The sequence below is a fragment of the Micromonospora tarapacensis genome, from assembly GCF_019697375.1.
In the GTDB taxonomy this organism is placed as follows: domain Bacteria; phylum Actinomycetota; class Actinomycetes; order Mycobacteriales; family Micromonosporaceae; genus Micromonospora; species Micromonospora tarapacensis.
The window spans coordinates 2,894,229-2,913,050 of record NZ_JAHCDI010000004.1; the positions used below are offsets into that span (position 1 = coordinate 2,894,229).

At 70.9% G+C, this 18,822-nt stretch carries 17 protein-coding genes and 1 pseudogene; 14 read left to right on the plus strand and 4 right to left on the minus strand.

Annotated elements, in window-relative coordinates:
- Positions 1-4: 4 nt before the first annotated feature.
- The gene (locus tag KIF24_RS19095; protein WP_221085209.1) at positions 5-604 is read right to left on the minus strand and encodes a TetR/AcrR family transcriptional regulator; all 600 of its coding nucleotides are present in this window, start codon (positions 602-604) and stop codon (positions 5-7) included.
- Between the two features lie 19 nt (positions 605-623).
- The gene (locus tag KIF24_RS19100; protein WP_221085210.1) at positions 624-2,186 is read right to left on the minus strand and encodes an MFS transporter; all 1,563 of its coding nucleotides are present in this window, start codon (positions 2,184-2,186) and stop codon (positions 624-626) included.
- Positions 2,187-2,427: 241 nt separating this feature from the next.
- Here KIF24_RS19100 and KIF24_RS19105 point away from each other — a divergent pair, with 241 nt between their 5' ends.
- From KIF24_RS19105 to KIF24_RS19135, 7 genes are all read left to right on the plus strand, one after another.
- Positions 2,428-2,664, plus strand: a complete 237-nt coding sequence (locus KIF24_RS19105; protein WP_221085211.1) for a hypothetical protein — start codon at positions 2,428-2,430, stop codon at positions 2,662-2,664.
- A gap of 86 nt (positions 2,665-2,750) precedes the next feature.
- Entirely contained in the window at positions 2,751-3,182 is a 432-nt protein-coding gene (locus KIF24_RS19110; protein ID WP_221085212.1) for a phage holin family protein, read from the plus strand.
- Positions 3,179-3,634 (plus strand): DUF3618 domain-containing protein, encoded by a 456-nt coding sequence (locus KIF24_RS19115; protein WP_221085213.1) that lies wholly within the window; start codon positions 3,179-3,181, stop codon positions 3,632-3,634. Before KIF24_RS19110 ends, KIF24_RS19115 begins: the two co-directional genes overlap by 4 nt.
- Before the next feature lie 178 nt (positions 3,635-3,812).
- Positions 3,813-4,487, plus strand: a complete 675-nt coding sequence (locus KIF24_RS19120; RefSeq protein ID WP_221085214.1) for a hypothetical protein — start codon at positions 3,813-3,815, stop codon at positions 4,485-4,487.
- Positions 4,484-4,885, plus strand: coding sequence for a phage holin family protein (locus tag KIF24_RS19125; RefSeq protein WP_221085215.1), 402 nt, complete (start codon positions 4,484-4,486; stop codon positions 4,883-4,885). Before KIF24_RS19120 ends, KIF24_RS19125 begins: the two co-directional genes overlap by 4 nt.
- A 16-nt stretch (positions 4,886-4,901) precedes the next feature.
- Positions 4,902-5,600 (plus strand): DUF3618 domain-containing protein, encoded by a 699-nt coding sequence (locus tag KIF24_RS19130; RefSeq protein ID WP_221085216.1) that lies wholly within the window; start codon positions 4,902-4,904, stop codon positions 5,598-5,600.
- A 207-nt stretch (positions 5,601-5,807) separates the two neighbouring features.
- Complete coding sequence (locus KIF24_RS19135; RefSeq protein ID WP_221085217.1) at positions 5,808-6,665, plus strand: SPFH domain-containing protein; 858 nt, start codon at positions 5,808-5,810, stop codon at positions 6,663-6,665.
- A gap of 134 nt (positions 6,666-6,799) precedes the next feature.
- Here KIF24_RS19135 and KIF24_RS19140 read toward each other — a convergent pair whose 3' ends face one another.
- Positions 6,800-7,837 (minus strand): aminotransferase class V-fold PLP-dependent enzyme, encoded by a 1,038-nt coding sequence (locus tag KIF24_RS19140; protein WP_221085218.1) that lies wholly within the window; start codon positions 7,835-7,837, stop codon positions 6,800-6,802.
- Between the two features lie 214 nt (positions 7,838-8,051).
- Positions 8,052-11,585 (minus strand): DNA polymerase III subunit alpha, encoded by a 3,534-nt coding sequence (dnaE, locus tag KIF24_RS19145; protein WP_221085219.1) that lies wholly within the window; start codon positions 11,583-11,585, stop codon positions 8,052-8,054.
- A 178-nt stretch (positions 11,586-11,763) separates the two neighbouring features.
- Between dnaE and KIF24_RS34050 the strand changes: the two genes are divergently transcribed.
- The 7 genes and pseudogenes from KIF24_RS34050 (at position 11,764) to KIF24_RS19175 (ending at position 18,785) form a co-directional block, all read left to right on the plus strand.
- The gene (locus KIF24_RS34050; RefSeq protein ID WP_331461195.1) at positions 11,764-12,156 is read left to right on the plus strand and encodes a LemA family protein; all 393 of its coding nucleotides are present in this window, start codon (positions 11,764-11,766) and stop codon (positions 12,154-12,156) included.
- Positions 12,081-12,359 carry a LemA family protein gene (locus KIF24_RS34055; RefSeq protein WP_269440627.1) on the plus strand — a complete coding sequence of 93 codons (279 nt, stop codon included), beginning with the start codon at positions 12,081-12,083 and terminating at the stop codon, positions 12,357-12,359. The genes KIF24_RS34050 and KIF24_RS34055 overlap by 76 nt, the downstream gene beginning before the upstream one ends.
- Before the next feature lie 10 nt (positions 12,360-12,369).
- A complete protein-coding gene (locus KIF24_RS19155) occupies positions 12,370-14,325 on the plus strand; it encodes a M48 family metallopeptidase (protein WP_221085220.1) in 1,956 nt (651 codons plus the stop codon).
- A gap of 449 nt (positions 14,326-14,774) precedes the next feature.
- Complete coding sequence (locus KIF24_RS19160; RefSeq protein ID WP_331461196.1) at positions 14,775-16,076, plus strand: sensor histidine kinase; 1,302 nt, start codon at positions 14,775-14,777, stop codon at positions 16,074-16,076.
- Positions 16,073-16,753, plus strand: a complete 681-nt coding sequence (locus KIF24_RS19165) for a response regulator (protein ID WP_221085222.1) — start codon at positions 16,073-16,075, stop codon at positions 16,751-16,753. Before KIF24_RS19160 ends, KIF24_RS19165 begins: the two co-directional genes overlap by 4 nt.
- Before the next feature lie 81 nt (positions 16,754-16,834).
- Positions 16,835-17,727: pseudogene (locus KIF24_RS19170) on the plus strand (ABC transporter ATP-binding protein).
- Entirely contained in the window at positions 17,724-18,785 is a 1,062-nt protein-coding gene (locus KIF24_RS19175; protein ID WP_221085223.1) for an ABC transporter permease, read from the plus strand. The pseudogene KIF24_RS19170 and the gene KIF24_RS19175 overlap by 4 nt, the downstream one beginning before the upstream one ends.
- Positions 18,786-18,822: the final 37 nt, after the last annotated feature.

The following is an 18,822-nucleotide window of genomic DNA, read 5'->3' on the forward strand; positions in this document are numbered from 1 at the left end:
GCGGTCAGCCGGCGCGGATGCCGTCCAGGACGCCGTCGACGATCTTCTCGGGGAGCGTGGTCACGTCGAGGTCGGGGTGCCAGCGCAACACCCGCTGGATGAGCATCGGGCCGGTGAGCATCGCCATGGTCACGTCGATGTCGAGGTCGGCGCGGAGTTCACCGTCCCGGACGCCGCGTTGCAGGACCTCCCGCATCATCGCCCGACGCGGCTCGATGATGTTCTGGTAGAGCACGTAGTGCTCGGGGCTCCGGTTCGCCTCGGGCACCAGGCAGGGCATGATCCGTTCCGCCCGGGGGTCGATGGCGCGCCCGACCGCGCCGACCAGCGTGATCAGGTCGTCGCGGACGGACCGGCCGGCCGGCTGCGGCACTTTGCCCTTGAGGGTACGCAGCGCGTCGCGCAGCAGCGCGTCCTTGCCCGACCAGCGGCGGTAGATCGTGGCCTTGCCGACGCCGGCGCGGGCGGCGATCGCCTCGATCGAGATCGCCTCGATCGTGCTGCCCTCCGCGAGAAGATCCAGCGTGGCCTCGACGATCGCCTCGTCCGCGCGGACACTCCGCGGCCGCCCGGGCGGTCGCGGAGTGTCTGCCATGGTAGTCATGTCCCCATCGTCCCTGACGCTACGCGGCGCCGGCCAGCTCGGGCTCGCCGATCGGCTTCGGCACCCCGGTGCCGGACCGGCCCGGCATCCAGCGCAGGGCCACCACGATGCCGGCGGCGGCGACCAGCGCGGCCAACGTCGCCGACACGTGCATGGCCGAGACGAAGGAGTCGTTGGCCGCCGCGACCAGCTGCGGACCCGCCGGACCGAGCTGGCCCGCCGTGGCGTACGCGCCCGAGATGGACTCGCCCGCCGCCTCCCGCGCCCCCGGCGGCAGGTCGGCCAGCGCCGGGTCGATCCCGCCCCGGTAGCCGGCGGCCAGCACCGAACCGATCACCGCCACGCCGAGCGCGGCGGCCACCTGGCGGATGGTGTTGCTGACCGCGGAGCCGACACCGGCCTTCTCCCGGGGCAACGCCGACATGATCGATTCGGTTGCCGGCGGCATGATGTTGGCCATTCCCGCGCCCTGCAGGAAGAAGACGACCAGCACCACCCAGATGGGCGTCGCGGCGTCCACGAAGGCGAAGGCGCTCAGCGCCGCCGCGGTCAGCACCAGCCCCACCGCCGAGACCGACCGGGCGCCGTACCTGCGGACCATCGCCGCGCTACGCGGGGCGAAGGCGAGCTGGGCGACCGCGAAGGGCAGGAAGAGCAGGCCGGTCTGCAACGGGCTGTAACCACGCACCAGTTGCAGGTAGAACGAGCTGAAGAACATCACCCCCATGGCGGCGAAGAAGACCAGCCCGATCATCGCCACCGGGGCGGCGAAGCGCGGCACCCGGAACAGGCGTACGTCCAGCGACGGGTGGCTGCTGCGACGCTCGTGCTCGATGAACCAGGCGAGCACCGCGACACCGCCGAGGATGGCGGCCCAGACCAGCGGTCGGCCGAAGCCGTGCTCGCCGCCGTCGATGATGCCGTAGGTCAGGGTCACCAGGCCGACCACCGAGAGCAGTACGCCGAACACGTCGACGCGGCCCGGGTCCGGATCCCGTGATTCGGGCACCAGCAGCGCCACCAGGACCACGCCGAGCGCGACGACCGGCACGTTGATCAGGAAGACCGAGCCCCACCAGTAGTGCTCCAGCAGCAGCCCGCCGAGGACCGGCCCGATCGCCACCGCCAGCCCGACCGCACCGGCCCAGATCCCGATGGCCCGGCCTCGCTCGCGCGGGTCGAAGACGTTGGAGATGATCGACAGGGTGGCCGGCATGATGGCCGCACCGCCGACTCCCATCAGTGCGCGGGCCGCGATCAGCTGGACGGGGCTCTGCGCGTACGCCGAGAGCAGCGACGCCAGCCCGAACATCACCAGACCGATCAGCAACATCCGCCGGCGCCCGGCGCGGTCACCGAGGATGCCGAAGGTGAAAAGCAGCCCGGCGAACACCAGCGTGTACGAGTTGATCGACCACTCCAGCTCACCCTGGCTGGCCCCGAGACCGTGCACCGGGTCGGCGAGGGTACGCAGCGCCACGTTGAGGATGGTGTTGTCGAGGACGACCACGAGCAGGCTGATCACCAGCACCCCGAGGATCGCCCACCTCCTCGGATGTCCGGTGTCTCCGTGTGGCGACATCTGGTCGCTCTCCCCTCGCTCGCCACCGCAGTCTTTCGATACGGCACGGACTCGTATTCGAAGTTAGCCTAGGCCATCTGAATACAATACGGAACCGATCCGTATTGTATTCCACACAGTGCTCGTCACCCCGATCGGTTTCCGCTGCTCAACCCGCATGTACGTGCACCGATTAGCCGGGCACGCCGTTCAAGGGGGTAGGACAATCGGGACTAGAGGTGCTTTTACCCAAGGAGTGATCATGGCACGCAGGAGAACACCGGACAGGCGGCCGGCCCTGGTTCTGGCTTTCGCGGTGGGCACGCTGGCCGGAGCGGCGGGCACGCTGACGCTGCGGCGTCGCGGTCGGCGCCGTGACGGCTTCCCGGGCGAAACCACCGGGTTCGACGAGGACACCAACCCGGCCGCCCTCGACGAGCGCTTCGGCAATCCCGCACCGGCCCCGGTCGGCGTGCCAGCAACAGTCGACCGAGGCTGAGCGGTGGGCCCGGGAGCCTCGTCGCCGGTCAAGTCACCGGCGGTGTCCCGGGTCCTGTCCCCATCCGAGAACAGATAGGAACGGCCATGGCCGACGGAACGAGTGGCGGCCCGGGTGCCGCCACCCCCGACACGCCGGTCGCTGAGTTGGTGCAGCGTGCCGGCGAACAGATCACCCGCCTAGTGCGCGATGAGCTGACACTGGCCCGCGCGGAGATGGCGGCGAAGGGCAGACGTGCCGGGTCCGGTGCCGGGTTGCTCGGCGGCGGCGCCATGCTGGGCCTCTATGCCGGCGGCGCGCTCGTCATCGCCGCGGTGCTGGTCCTGGGTGCGTTCATGCCAGATGCCCTCGCCGCGCTCATCGTCGGGGCCGTCCTGCTCGTTGCCGCCGCGGTTGCGGCTCGGCGCGGCAAGAAGCAGGTGACAGAGGCCATGCCGGCCACCCCGACGGCCACCCGGGACAGCGTGCGCGCCGACGCCGAGACGATCCGCAACGCGGCGAACCGGGGGCGGTCATGAGTGTGGCGAACGGCAACGGCGAGCCGGAGCGGGTTCGTCAGGACATCCAGCAGACGCGTGCGAATCTCGGGGAGACCGTCGCCGCGCTGGCCGCCAAGTCCGACGTCAAGGGTCGCCTCCGCACGAAAGCCGACGGCGTCACCGACGGGCTACGGCAGCAGGTCACCGAGGCTGGGGCGACGGCGAGGACCACCGCGACCCAGATGAGCCGCGAGATGAGCCAGAAGGCGTCCCAACGGGCCACGGCCGTGACCCGGACGGCTCGCCGCGCGGCGAGTACGGCCGGCTCGGCCGTACTCGGAGACCGGAAAGCCGTCATCGCGTCGGCGCGTGGCGCGACGGCCCGCATCGGCGCCTCGGTCCGCACCACGCCTGCGCCGATCCTCACCGCCGCGGGTGCCGCCGCAGCGGCCCTCGGCCTCATGGCATACCTGCGCCGTCGGGCGAGGTGACCGGTGAGCCTTCGCTCGGAGTGCCACTGTGCCTGAGCACGGTCTTCGTGATCCCGCTGCGTCGGGGACGATTGCGCCTCTTCGCCCATCGGACAAACCGCCGGCTGACGAGTACATCGGAACCGTGAGGGTAAGCGCTCCGGTGCTCGTCGCCGGCGGGCCCGAAGAGGGAGATCGAATGACAACGGTTGGGGGAAGCGGCTCCCCGCCTGACAGGTCGGGCGGTGACGGAGTCGGCCAGGTCCGGCAGGAGGCCACAAAGGTCGGCCGGGAAACGGCGCAGGCGGGTGGGCAGCTCGCCCACGAGGCGGTCGAGCAGGGCAGGCAGGTGGCCGCGGAGATTCGCCACCAGGCGCGGAACCTGGTCAGGGAGGTTTCCACGCAGGCGCGGACCCAGGCTCAGGAGCAGCAGAACCGCGCTGCTGAAAGCCTACGCACCCTCGGGGAGCAGCTTCGAACCATGGCTGACGGCAGTGACCAGAGCGGCATGGCGACCGAGGTCGCCCGGCGGGGTGCCGACGCCGTCCAGCAGGCGGCTGGCTGGCTGGACGAGCGGGAACCCGGCGACCTGGTGCGGGAGGTACGCGACTACGCCCGGCGACATCCCGGCGCGTTCCTCGCCGGCGCCGCGATCGCCGGGTTGCTCGCCGGAAGGCTCGGCCGCGCCCTCACCGGCGGGCAGGAGGACCACGGCCAGCAGCAGGGCGCACAACAGGGTACCGCCGAGCACACCCGTCCGAGCACGGGTACCGCGCCGCAAGGACCGCAAACGCCACCCGCACCGCAGGTGCCACCCGCCGGTCGGCCCGCGCCCGTGCGTCACGGTCCAACCGGCCACGAGGTGGGGCCGTGAGTACGCCCGCGGGCGGTGGTGCCGACCGGGCGCAGGCATCCATCGGTGAACTGCTGACCGACGTCAGCCGCAACTTCTCCGCCCTGTTGCGCAAAGAGGTCGATCTGGCCAAGGCCGAGCTGCGCCAGGAGGCCCTCAGCTTCGGCAGCGCGGCGGGGATGTTCGCCGCAGCCGCGATCGCCGGCCTGCTCACCCTGCTGTTCCTGTCGCATGCCCTCTGGTGGGGCCTGTCCAACGTGATGGACCAGGGCTGGGCCGCGCTCATCGTCGCCGTGATCTGGGCCGTCATCGGCGCCATGCTCACATCCCGGGCCCGCAAGCAGCTACGCACCATAAATCCCCTTCCGCGCACCAGACAGACGGCGCAGGAGATACCCGACGCGGTGAGGGGCCGCTGAGCCGAAGGGAGCCAACATGTCCAGCGATCCGGAACAGATCCGGCACGACATCGAGCACACCCGAGCCGAGCTGAGCCACGACGTTGACGCGCTGACCGACAAGGTGAACCCGCGCCGAATCGCCAGCGTCCCGGTGAACCGCGCCCGCGGCCGGCTCAGCCGCGTCGTCGACAGGGTGATGGGGACCGCGAGGGACACCCGGGACGCTGCGGTGTACCAGGCCCACGACGTCGGCAACCGCGTCTCGGACACCGTGCATCAGGGAACCGACGCCGTGACGAACGCGGCTCACCAGACCTCGAACGCCGTGACCGATGCGGCGCACCAGACCTCGGACGCCGTGTCGGCGGCCGGGCACCGTGGGCAGTCGCTCACCCACGCCTCGCGGGAACGGGCCGAAGGCAACCCGCTCGCCGCCGGGGTCATCGCCTTCGGGGTGGGCATGCTCGCCTCCGGCCTCCTGCCACCGAGCAGGAAGGAGCAGCACCTCGCCGAGCGCGCCAAGCACGAGGCCATGGAGCACGCCGACCAGGTGAACCAGAAGGCCGGTGACATGATGCACCAGGTCCAGGACAACCTACGCGAACCTGTGCAGCAGGCGTCGGAGGCGGTCAAGTCCACCGCCTCGCGCGGTGCCGCCGTGGTGCGCGACACGGGCACCGAGCAGGCCCAGCACGTACGCGACGACGCGCGTCAGGCGACCCAACGGTCGTAGGACCGGCGTCGCACGGCGCCCATCGCCGGAAGGTCCTCGTGCACGAGGCGCAGAGACCGCCTGGACGCAATTTCGGAGCACCTCGTCCGCCCCGGGTCAGCTGACCCGGGGCGGACGAGGTTGTGGTCGCATCGCCGGCGTCGGCGTGGGCTTGCCATGCTCGGCTAGCTTGATCCACACCGCGTCATTTGGAAAGGTGTCGAGCACATGCCCCTCGGTTTCACCCTCGCGATCATCGCCGCGATCATCGCGGCGGTCGCCGCCGCCATCGCCCGCTTCGGATCGGCGCGGACCATACGCCACCCCAGCGCGTTGGTGTCGGTCAGCGCCCTGCTCGTCGCGGTGGGTCTGCTCGCCGTGTCGAGCGCCCACTCCGTCCCGATCCGCTCGGTCGGCATCGTCACCAGCTTCGGCAAGCCGACCGGCGAGGTCACCGGCTCCGGCCTGAAATGGGTCACTCCGTGGCAGCGGGTCGGCGAGTGGGACGCCGGGCGGCAGAAGTACGACCACATCGGCAGCGACCACTGCGTGCGGGTGCGTACCGGCACCCTGGCCGACGCGTGCGTGGAGGTGCTCGTCGAGTGGCAGGTCCAGCCCGAGAACGCCCCGAAGCAGTTCATGGACTACAAGGGCGACTTCGAGAGCTTCCGGGGGCAGCGGGTCGGGGTCCAGCTCGACAGCGCGGTGAACGACGCCTTCGCCACCTACAACCCCCTGGAGCGCATCGACTCGAAGACCGGCAACCTGAACGTCGACCTCAAGCCCTTCGCGGCGAGCATCAAGTCCAACGCCGAGGGCCGGCTGGCCGACGACGTCGAGATCCTGTCGGTCACCATCACCCGGGTCAACCACGACGACAAGACCGAGGGCAACATCAAGGCGTTCCAGGACAAGCTCGCCCAGACCCGCAACCTCGAACAGGACCGCCTCAACGCCGAGATCCAGAAGCAGATCACCGAGACCAACGCCACGGTGGACAAGGTGACCCGCTGCCTGGAGATCGCCGACAAACACGGCAACACCCCGGGCCTGTGCATCAACCCGGGCATCGTCACCGGCAAGTAGCCCCCTCCCCCGTCGATCTATGGAAAGAGCTGTCCGTCGATCTCCAACGACGACGATCACCCCTAGATCGACGGTCATGGGAGCGCCGCCCGGCCGCACCGGCGAGCCGTCCCCGGTGCGGCCGGGCGGCGCGGTCAGGAGGTCAGGGCGTCGAGGGCCAGGTCGACGTCCTCGGTGGTGGAATAGAGATGGAAGGAAGCCCGTACCCGGCCGGCCCGCACCGCCGCGCGGATCCCGGCCCGTTCGAGCTTCTCCTGCGCGTCGGGCACCTCGACGGTGACGATCGCGCTGTGTCCGGGCGGCTGCCCCAGCCCGGTGAGGAATCGGTTGGCCAACGCCACGTCGTACGCGCGTACCGCGGGCACGCCGATCTCCAGCAGCAGTTCCAGCGCCGGGGCGGCACCCACCCAGCTGAACCAGGCCGGTGAGATGTCGAACCTGCGGGCGTCCTCGGCGAGCCGCAGCGGCGGGCCGTAGTAGGAGGCGTGCGGGTCGTGGCCCGCGTACCACCCGGCGGCGTCCGGCCGCAGCCGGTCCCGCAGCGTGGGGGCGAGGTAGGCGAACGCGGTGCCCCGAGGGCCCATCAGCCACTTGTACCCGCCGGCCACCACCACGTCGGCGCGGCCCGCGTCGAACGGCAGCCAGCCGCACGCCTGGGTGGCGTCGACCGCGACGAGCGCGCCGTGGGTCCGGGCCGCCGCGACGATGTCGTCGTACGCGGCCACCGTGCCGTCGGCGGACTGCACCAGGCTGAACGCCACCAGGTCGGTGTCGGCGTCGACCGAGGCGGCCAGTTCGGCCAGCGGCACGGTACGTACCTGGACTCCCCGGGCCTCCTGCACCAGCCAGGGGAAGAGGTTGGAGGTGAACTCGACCTCGGGCACGACCATCCGGGCGCCGGCGGGCAGCGCGGCGGCCACCGGCGCCAGCAGTTGCGAGACTGTGCCGCCGACCGCGACGTCGACCACCGGCACCCCGACGAGCCGGGCGAAGGCGGCCCGGCACCGGTCGGTGGCCCCACCCCAGGTCTCCCACGACCCCTGTCCCGCCCGCCAGTCGGCCAGCGCCTCCTGCAGCGCGTCCCAGCCCGGGTCGGGCGGCAACCCGTAGCTGGCGGTGTTCAGCCACCCCGGCTGCGGTTGCCACAGCTTCTGCGCCTGTTCCAGTTCCACGACCCGACGCTAGCCGTCCCAACGGCGCCCCCTAAGCGCCAATCCCACCACTCTGGCCCCCACCCACCCCCCTCCGCCCCCTCCGCCCCCTCCGCCCCGTCGATCATGCAGTTGTGGCACCTAACGAAGCGGACTTACCTGGGCGTAACAACAACCACAACTGCATGATCGGCGCGCGGGTGGGGGTGGGGGTGGGGGTGGGGTGGCGCGCGGGTCAGGTGACGTTGGCGGGGCCGAGGACGCTCTTCAGGTCGGCCATCAGGGCGGTGGTGGCGGCCACCCGGACCGGGGGCAGCCGCCAGGTGGTGGTCCGGCCGCCGTTGAGCAGCTTGACGTGCACCTCGGCGTCGCCCGGGTGCAGCACCAGGGTCTCCTTGAGCCGGGCCACCAGCGGCGGGGTGCAGCGGGTCACCGGGATGGTGAGGGTGACCGGCTTGTTCGCCGCGCTGGTGCTGATGTCCGGCAGGGACATGTCCATCGCCATGATCCGCGGGGTGTCGTCCCGCCGGTCGACCCGACCCTTGACCACCACGATCGCGTCCTCGGCGATGTACTGCCCGATCACCTCGTAGGTGTTCGGGAAGAACAGCGTCTCCACCCCGCCGGCGAGGTCCTCCAGGGTCGCCGAGGCCCACGCCCGGCCCTGCTTGGTGACCCGGCGCTGCACCCCGGAGAGGATGCCGGCGAGGGTGACCACGGCACCGTCGGGCACGGTGCCCTCCTCCGCCAGCGCCGCGATGGTGGTGTCGGCCGCCGCGCCGAGGATGTGTTCCAGGCCGAACAGCGGATGGTCGGAGACGTACAGGCCGAGCATCTCCCGTTCGAAGGCCAGCTTGTCGCGCTTGTCCCACTCCCCCTCGGCGATGGTCGGCATCACCGTGGTGCTGGTCGCGGTCTCGGCGTCACCGAAGCCGGCGCCGAACAGGTCGTACTGCCCGACGGCCTCCTTGCGCTTGACGTCGGCGTACGCGTCGATGGCGTCGGCGTGCACCGCGAGCAGGGCCTTGCGGGGGTGTTTGAGCGAGTCGAACGCACCCGCCTTGATCAGCGATTCGATGGTCTTCTTGTTGCAGACCACCGCATCCACCTTGGCCAGGAAGTCGTAGAAGTCGGCGTACCCGCCCTTCTCCTCGCGGCAGCGCATGATCGAGGCGACCACGTTCGCGCCGACGTTGCGGATCGCGCCGAGGCCGAAGCGGATCTCCCTGCCGACCGGGGTGAACGGCCCGGCCGAGGTGTTCACGTCGGGCGGCAGCACCTGGATGCCCATCCGGCGGCACTCCGACAGGTACATGGCCATCTTGTCCTTGTCGTCGCCGACGGAGGTGAGCAGCGCCGCCATGTACTCGGCCGGGTAGTTGGCCTTCAGGTAGCCGGTCCAGTAGGACACCAGGCCGTAGCCGGCGGTGTGCGCCTTGTTGAAGGCGTAGTCGGCGAACGGGACGAGGATGTCCCACAGCGTCTTGATGGCCTCGTCGGAGTAGCCGTTGCTCCTCATCCCGTCCCGGAAGGGGATGAACTCCTTGTCGAGGACCTCCTTCTTCTTCTTGCCCATCGCCCGGCGCAGCAGGTCGGCCTGGCCCAGGCTGTAGCCGGCCAGCTTCTGCGCGGCGCGCTGCACCTGCTCCTGGTAGACGATCAGGCCATGGGTGGGGCCGAGGATCTCCTCCAGGGGCTCGGCCAGTTCCGGGTGGATCGGGGTGATCTCCTGGAGGCCGTTCTTGCGCAGCGCGTAGTTGGTGTGCGAGTTGGCCCCCATCGGGCCGGGCCGGTACAACGCCAGGACGGCGGAGATGTCCTCGAAGTTGTCCGGCTTCATCAGCCGCAGCAGCGAGCGCATCGGCCCGCCGTCGAGCTGGAACACGCCGAGGGTGTCGCCCCGGGCCAGCAGCTCGTACGTCGGCTTGTCGTCCAGCGGCAGCTTGAGCAGGTCAACCTTGCGGCCGTGGTTGAGCTCGATGTTCTTCAGCGCGTCGTCGATGATGGTCAGGTTGCGCAGGCCGAGGAAGTCCATCTTCAACAGCCCGAGCGACTCGCACGTCGGGTAGTCGAACTGGGTGATGATCGCCCCGTCGGCGTCCCGGCGCATCAGCGGGATGTGTTCGATGATCGGCTCGGCCGACATGATGACGCCGGCCGCGTGCACGCCGGTCTGCCGGATCAGCCCCTCGATGCCGCGCGCGGTGTCGATGACCTTCTTGACGTCCGGGTCGGACTCGTACAGGCCACGGATCTCACCGGCCTCGGCGTACCGCGGGTGCTTCGCGTCGAAGATGCCGGTCAGCGGGATGTCCTTGCCCATCACGGCCGGCGGCATGGCCTTGGTGATCCGGTCGCCGACCGCGTACGGGAAGCCGAGTACCCGGGCCGAGTCCTTGATCGCGGCCTTCGCCTTGATCGTGCCGAAGGTGGCGATTTGCGCGACCTTGTCCTCGCCCCACTTGTCGGTGACGTACTTGATCACCTCACCGCGCCGGCGCTCGTCGAAGTCGATGTCGACGTCCGGCATGGAGACCCGCTCGGGGTTGAGGAACCGCTCGAAGATCAGCCCGTGCGGGATCGGGTCCAGGTCGGTGATCCCCAGGGCGTACGCGACCAGGGATCCGGCCGCGGAGCCACGGCCCGGACCCACGGCGATGCCCTGCGCCTTGGCCCACCCGATGAAGTCGGCCACCACGAGGAAGTACGACGGGAAGCCCATCTGGATGATGACACCCAGTTCGTACTCGGCCTGCACGACGTGCCCCTCGGGGACGCCCTCCGGGTAGCGGCGCGCCAGCCCGGCGAAGGTCTCCTTACGGAACCAGGACTCCTCGGTCTCCCCCGCCGGCACCGGGAACCGCGGCATCAGGTTGTGGAACTCGAACATCCCGGTCGGGTCGACCCGCTCGGCGACCAGCAGGGTGTTGCGGCACCCCTCCAGCCAGGCGTCGGAGCCGTCCACGCCGCGCATCTCGTCGGCCGACTTGATGTAGTAGCCGCTGCCGCCGAACTTGAACCGGTTCGGGTCGGCGACGTTGCTGCCGGTCTGCACGCACAGCAGCACGTCGTGCGCCTCGGACTGCGCCTCGTGGGTGTAGTGCGAGTCGTTGGTGACGACCGGCGGGATGCCGAGCTTGCGGCCGATCTCCAGTAGCCCGTCGCGGACCCGCTTCTCGATGTCCAGGCCGTGGTCCATCAACTCCAGGAAGTAGTTCTCCTTGCCGAAGATGTCCTGGTACTTCGCCGCGGCTTCGAGGGCCTGCGCGTCGTGGCCGAGCCGCAGCCGGGTCTGCACCTCGCCGGAGGGGCAGCCGGTGGTGGCCATCAGGCCGTCGGCGTGCGCGGCGAGCAGCTCGGCGTCCATCCGTGGCCACTTCACGAAGTAGCCCTCGGTGTACGCCTTCGTGGTGAGCGTGAAGAGGTTGTGCAGGCCGGTCTTGTTACGCGCCCAGATCGTCTTGTGGGTGTAGCCACCGCTGCCGGAGACGTCGTCGCTCTTCTGCTCCGGGCGGCCCCACCGCACCCGCTGCTTGTGGAACCGCGACTCCGGCGCCACGTACGCCTCGATGCCCAGGATCGGGGTGACCCCGGCGGCCATCGCCTGCTTGTGGAAGTCGTTCGCGCCGTGCATGTTGCCGTGGTCGGTCATCGCCACGGCCGGCATCCCCTGCCGCTTGACCTCGGCGAACAGATCCTTGAGCCGGGCCGCCCCGTCGAGCATCGAGTACTCCGTGTGCACGTGCAGATGCGCGAACGAGTCGCCCATACGGAGGCCCCCGGGTCAGTTGATCGAGTCGGTCGGGCTAACCCTATCCCCGCCGCCGGGCGGGCTCCAGCGCGCCGCGCCCCCGGCCGGACCGTCGCAACAGCAGGCAGGAGCAGGGTGTGGGCCGACGAACGTACGATGATCGGCGACAGGACCGACGCGCACCGAGGGAGCGACCGTGGAACTGATCATCGGATTGGCATGTCTCGCGTTGATCGTCGTGGCGGTGCTCGGCTTCGGCGTCTCGATCTACAACGGGCTGGTCCGGGCCCGCAACGCGTACCGCAACGCCTTCGCCCAGATCGACGTGCAACTCGTCCGGCGACATGACCTCATCCCCAACCTGGTGGAGACCGCCAAGGGCTACCTCAAACACGAGCGGGAGACGCTGGAGGCGGTGATCGCCGCCCGGACCGCCGCCGTCAACGCCCAGGCCGCCGCCGCGGCGGCCCCGGCGACCCGGCCGCCATGCAGCAGCTCGGCGGCGCGGAGAACATGCTCACCGCCACCCTGGGCCGGCTGTTCGCCCTCTCCGAGGCGTACCCGGACCTCAAGGCCAACCAGAACATGATGCAGCTGTCCGAGGAGCTGACCTCGACCGAGAACCGGGTCGCCTTCGCCCGGCAGGCGTACAACGACGCGGTGATGGCCTACAACAACAAGCGCGAGGCGTTCCCGTCCAGCGTGGTGGCGGGGATGTTCTCCTTCGGGCCGGCGGCACTGTTCGAGCCGGACGACCCGCAGCAGCGCCAGGCACCGCAGGTCTCGTTCTGATCGGGCCCCGATGAACTTCTTCGAACGGCAGCGCCAGGTACGCCGGCTGTCGACCCGGCTGGTACTGCTGTTCGTGCTGGCCGTGATCGGCATCGTGGTGGTGGTGAACCTCGCGGCGGTGTTCGCGTTCAACGCCACCTCCGCCGATCCCGGACAGCTCGCCGGGTTCGTCGCGATGGTCACCGTGGCCACGGTCCTGGCGATCGGGCTGGCCGCCCTGGTCCGTACGGTCGCGTTGCGCGGCGGGGGTGGGAAGGTGGCCCGCGAGCTGGGCGGGGTGCCGGTGCCGGCGGACACCACCGACCCGGAGCTGCGCCGACTGCGCAACGTCGTCGAGGAGATGGCGCTGGCCTCCGGCGTGCCCGTCCCGGAGGTCTACGTCCTGCCGGAGGAGTCCGCGATCAACGCCTTCGCCGCCGGCTGGACGCCGTCCGACGCCGCCGTGGCGGTCACCCGGGGCGCGTTGCGGCGACTCAACCGCGACGAGCTCCAGGGGGTCATCGCCCACGAGTTCAGCCACGTCGTCAACGGCGACATGCGGCTCAACATCCGGCTGATGGGCCTGCTGTTCGGCATCCTCTTCCTGACCGTGATCGGCCGTGGGCTGGCCCGCGCCGGTGTCATCGGCGGCGGCCGGTCACGCGGCAACAACAGCGGTGGCAGCGCCGCCCCGCTGGCGCTGGTGGGCCTGGCGCTGCTGGTGGCCGGCTACGTGGGTGTCCTCGCCGGGCGGCTCATCCAGGCGTCGGTGTCCCGCCAGCGGGAGTACCTCGCCGACGCCTCGGCGGTGCAGTACACCCGCCAGACCCGCGGCATCGCCGGGGCGCTGAAGAAGATCGGGGGCCTCACCGACGGGTCCGAGCTGAAGTCGTCGAAGCGCGACGAGGTGGGGCACATGCTCTTCGGCGAGGCGGCCCGGACGTCCTGGTTCGCCACCCACCCGCCGCTGGCCGACCGGATCAAGGCATTGGAGCCGTCGTTCGACCCGGCCGAGCTGCAACGGCTGTCGCGCCAGTGGGCGGCGGCACCGCCGTCGGGTCGGCAGGAGGACATCGCCCTCGGCCTGGCCCCGACGACGCCGGCGGACCGTCCGGACGCGGCAGGCCACCCGGGCGGGGCGGGGCGGGACGAGCGGGTACGCATCGCACCGGAGGATGTGTTGGGCCGGGTGGCAGCGCCGACCGACAGCGCCTACGCCCACGCCGCAACGATCCTCGACCGGATCCCGGATCCGCTGCTCGACCGGGCCCGCGATCGGCAGGCGGCCGTACCGCTGCTGCTCGGCCTGCTGCTCAGCGCCGAGCCGGAGGTCCGGCAGCACCAGTACGCCGCGGTGGCCCAGCGGCACGGCCAGGAACTGGCCGACGATGGCCTGCGCGCGGCGGACGACCTGGTCGGGTTCCCCGCCGAGCTACGGTTGCCGCTGGCCGAGCTGGCCTTCCCGGCGTTACACGATCGACCCGGCCCCGAGTTGGAGTCACTGCTGGCGGCCGTGTTCACGTTGATCCGGGCAGACGGCGCGATCAACGTGACCGAGTACTGCCTGTCCCGGCTGCTGCTGGCCGAGTTGGAGGAGTCGCTGCGGCCGGACTCCCGGTGGCGTACCGACCGGCGCAAACTCACCGATGCGCGCTCAGCGGCGGCCGTCCTGCTGGCCATCCTCGCGCAGGTCGGGCACCCGCACCCAGGCGAGGCGGAACTCGCCTTCCAGACCGGAGTCGGCACGCTGCTGCCGGGCACCAACCTGCCGTACGCGCCGCCGGAGAATGGCGTGCTCGCTCTGGAGACCGTGTGGCCGGTGCTCGACGGGTTGCGGCCTGGCGACAAGGAACGGCTGGTGGCGGCCACCGTCGCGGTGATCAGCCACGACGGGATGATGACCGTGCCCGAGATCGAGTTGCTGCGGACGATCTGTGGTCTGCTGCACTGTCCGCTGCCGCCGATGGCCGGCCACGTCACCGACTGACCATCGCCTGCTCGCCGCTCCCCGCTTCCCGACTCCCAGCAGCGGCCCCGGCCGGCCGACACCCTCCCGGCCGGGCACGGCCGGTCCACGGCGGCGCTGGCCCGGCGGCGCGCTGCCCCCCGCGGGCCTACCGAAACGCCACCACAGAGAGTTGTTGTCACTTCGCGTCACGTCAGCGGGGCCCACCTCCACCCCACTACGCACCTTTGCTCTGCTTCAACCCGCGCACTGGCGCCTGAGCAGGCATGCTGCGCCAGCCGTCGGCCACACGTGCCGCACCCACTGATACGTTCCGTGAGCGTTGCGCCGGTTGAAGCAGAGCAAAGGAGGCGCAGGATGGTGGTGGAGGGAGGACGGGCAGCACTGTCCGTGAGGACCGGCGAGCGGACCGAGCACCTGATCGCACCGACGCGACGGGCGGGCGGCGCGGGGATGGCATGCTGCCCGGGGTGAGCACCGAGACCACCGACGAGTGGCGGCGGGCCGGAACCAGTGCCGAGTGGCGGCGACCGGGCCCGACGCCGGAGCAGCGACGACTCGACCTGTACGCCGGTCTCGCCGCGACGGTCCTCGCCCTGCTCAGCCTGACGTTGGCCCGTAGCACCGGAGCGTTCATGCTGGGACCACCGCCGTCCGGTGTCGAACAGCTCTTCTGGACAGTCGCGGTGCCGCTGCCGCTGATCTGGCGACGTCGCTTTCCCGTCGCCGCCACGCTTGCCGTGTCGGCCGCGTTCATCGGTTCGCAGGTGCGCGCCGTCCCCGAGTGGCAGCTCTCCTCCTGGGCGCTGTTCATCGCCATCTACACGCTCGGCGCCTGGGGTCGGGACCGTCGGGTGTCCCGCCGGCTGCGGATCGGCGTGATCGTCGCGATGTTCACCTGGATGGGCATCTCCTTGTCGATCAACTACGGCACGCTCAGCGCGGAGGCCTTCGCCGACGCGGTCGGCCCGGTGCCGCCGGTGCTCGCCGCGATCGTCACCGGGATCCTGGTAAATGCGCTGTACTTCGGGTTCGCGTACTTCTTCGGCGAGACCGCCTGGGTGGCCGCCCGTCGTCAGCATCAGGTGGCCGAGCAGGCGGAGCGGCTGCGCCGGTCACAGGCCGAGGTACGCGAGCACGCGGTGGTCGGCGAGCGGGTCCGGATCGCCCGTGAGCTGCACGACGTGGTCGCCCACCACGTGTCCGTGATGGGCGTACAGGCGGCGGCCTGTCGCCGCGTCTTGGAAAAGGATCCGGCCAAGGCCCGTGCCGCGCTCGCCTCCGTCGAGGAGACCGCCCGCCAGGCGATCGACGAGTTGCGCCGGATGCTCGGTGTGCTGCGGGCCCACGACGGCGACCCGGAGAACACCCGACAGCCGGCCGGGGTCGATCGGATAGCCGCCCTGGTGGACCGGGCCGGCGAGGCCGGCCTACGCGCCACCGTGGGGGTGTACGGCGACCCGCAGCCGCTGCCCGAGTCGGTCTCCCAGGCCGCGTACCGGGTGGTGCAGGAGGCCGTGACGAACGTGCTGAAGCACGCCGCCGGGGCGAGTCTGCTCGACGTCCGAATCCGGTATCTGGCGCAGGAGATGGAGGTCGAGGTGAGCGACGACGGCCGGGCCACCCGCTCGGCGAACGCCGACGGGCTGGGACTGGTCGGGATGCGGGAACGGGTCGCCACCCACGGCGGTGAGTTGGAGGTGGGTCCGCGTACCGGCGGTGGCTGGCGGGTGCGGGCCCGCTTCCCGCTGCCGGCGGGGAGTCCGGTGTGAACCCGATCCGGGTGCTCCTCGCCGACGACCATCACCTCGTGCGTACCGGCTTTCGGGTCATTCTGGAGATCGAGGACGACATCGAGGTGGTCGGCGAGGCCGCCGACGGGGAGCGGGCCGTCGGCATGACCCGGGCGCTGCGTCCGGACGTGGTGCTGATGGACGTGGAGATGCCCGGGGTGGACGGGTTGGAAGCCACCCGGCGGATCGGCGCCGACGCCGACGAGCCCGGCGGGCCGGCCGTGCTGATGCTTACCACCTTCGACCGCGACGACTACCTGTTCGCCGCGCTGCGCGCCGGGGCGAGCGGCTTCCTGCTCAAGAACGGCACGCCGGAGGCACTTGTCGACGCGATCCGGGTGGTGGCCCGTGGCGACGGCCTGCTCGCGCCGGAACTCACCCGGCGGGTGATCGCCACCTTCGCCCGCCCGGGCAGCCAACCCGGTGACGACGTGGCGTCGGAGGCGGCGCTGGAGACCCTGACACCCCGCGAACGCGAGGTCCTGGTGCTCGTCGCCGGGGGCGCCAGCAACGCCGAGATCGCCGCCAACCTGCACCTGGGCGAGGCGACGGTCAAGTCGCATGTCAGCCGGGTGCTGGCCAAGCTGGGCCTGCGTGACCGGGTGCAGGCAGTGGTCTTCGCGTACGAACACGGGGTGGTCCGGCCCGGAGGGTGAGCGGCCTCCACCGCGAGAAGGAGCCGTGATCTCCGTCGGCGGGCGGACGGCAGCCCGCCATCCACGACCTAGCGTTGCCCCATGACCAGCGTGCTCCGTCTCGACGGCGTCGACCGCAGCTTCGGCGACCGTCAGGTACTCAAGGACGTCTCGTTCGACGTCGTCGCCGGCCGGATGACCGGCTTCGTCGGCGGCAACGGTGCCGGCAAGACCACCACCATGCGCATCATCCTCGGCGTGCTCGCCGCCGATGCCGGCCAGGTGACGTGGCGGGGCGAACCGCTGAGCCGGGACGCGCGGCGGCGCTTCGGCTACATGCCCGAGGAGCGTGGCCTGTACCCGAAGATGAGCGTCCGCGAGCAGGTCACCTACCTGGGTCAGCTGCACGGGTTGACCGTCCACGCCGCTCGCCGCGCCACCGACGGGTTGCTGGAGCGGGTGGGACTCGCCGAACGCGGCAACGACCTGCTGGAGACGCTGTCCCTGGGCAACCAGCAGCGGGCACAGATCGCCGCCGCGCTGGTGCACGACCCGGAGGTGCTGGTGCTGGACGAGCCCTTCTCCGGCCTCGACCCGCTGGCCGTCGACACGGTCGTCGGCGTCCTGCGGGAGCGGGCCACCGCCGGTGCCCCGGTCCTCTTCTCCAGTCACCAGCTCGACGTCGTCGAGCGGCTCTGCGACGACCTGGTGATCATCGCGGACGGCGCGATCCGCGCCGCCGGCAGCCGGGAGCAGCTGCGCTCGGCGTACACCATGCCCCGGTTCGAGCTGGTCGTGGAGACCGACGCCGGCTGGCTGCGGGACCAGCCCGGGGTGAGCCTGGTGGACCTCGACGGCGCCCGCGCCGTCTTCGACCTCGCCCCGGCGCCGACGAACAGCCCGTGCTGCGCGCGGCCCTGGCGCGCGGCCCGGTCCGCGCGTTCCGGCCGGTCAGCCCCTCCCTCGCCGAGATCTTCCGAGAGGTCGCCAAGTGAACGTCATGCAGGCCACCCGCCTGGTCGCCGCCCGGGAGATCCGGGTCAAGCTGCGCGACCGTACCTTCCTGATCAGCACCGTCGTCTTCCTGCTGATCGCGGCGGCGGCGACGATCCTGCCGCCGCTGTTGTCCGGCGGGCCGTCCACCGTGGCCGTGACCGAGGCGGCGGCCGGTCCGCTGCGGGCGGCGGGGCTGGAGGTGCTCGCCGTACCCGACGACGCCGCCGCCGAGCAGGCGGTCCGCGACGGGGACGCGGACGCCGCGGTCGTCGCCGGCCCGGCGGTGCTCGCCATGGACGACGCACCCGGTGACGTGGTATCCGCGTTGAGCAGCGAACCCCCGGTCCGGCTGCTGAATCCCGACGCGGTGGACCCGGTGGTGGCCTTCCTGGTGCCCTTCGCCTTCGCCTTCATCTTCTTCCTCACCTCGCAGACCTTCGGCGTGCAGATCGCGCAGAGCATCATCGAGGAGAAGCAGACCCGGATCGTGGAGATCCTGGTCGCCGCGGTGCCGGTCCGCGCGTTGCTGGCCGGCAAGATGCTCGCCGGCACCATCCTCGCGCTCGGGCAGATCGCACTGGTCGCCCTGGTCGCGGTGGCCGGCATGGCGTTCGGTGACAGCGGCGGGCTGCTGTCGTTGCTCGGCCCGGCGATCGGCTGGTTCCTGCCGTTCTTCCTGCTCGGCTTCGTGCTTATCGCGTCGATGTGGGCGGCGGCCGGTGCGCTTGTCAACCGGTTGGAGGACATCGGCGGTGTGTCGATGCCGGTGCAGCTCGCGGTGATGCTGCCGTTCTTCGCGGTGATCTTCCTCAACGACAACGTCACCGCCATGCGGGTGCTGTCCTACCTGCCGTTCTCCGCGCCGACGGCGATGCCGCTGCGGCTGTTCACCGGAGACGCCGCCGCGTGGGAGCTGGTCGTCTCGCTGGCCCTGCTCCTGGTCGCGGCGCTGGGCTTCCTGCTCGCCGGAGCCCGGGTGTACGAGGGCTCCCTGCTGCGCACCAACGGCCGCACCTCCATCCGCACCGCCTGGCGCGAACGCGAGACCCTGGGCTAAGCCGCCCAGTTGGTGGGGAGACGGGGGTGGGCCAGGT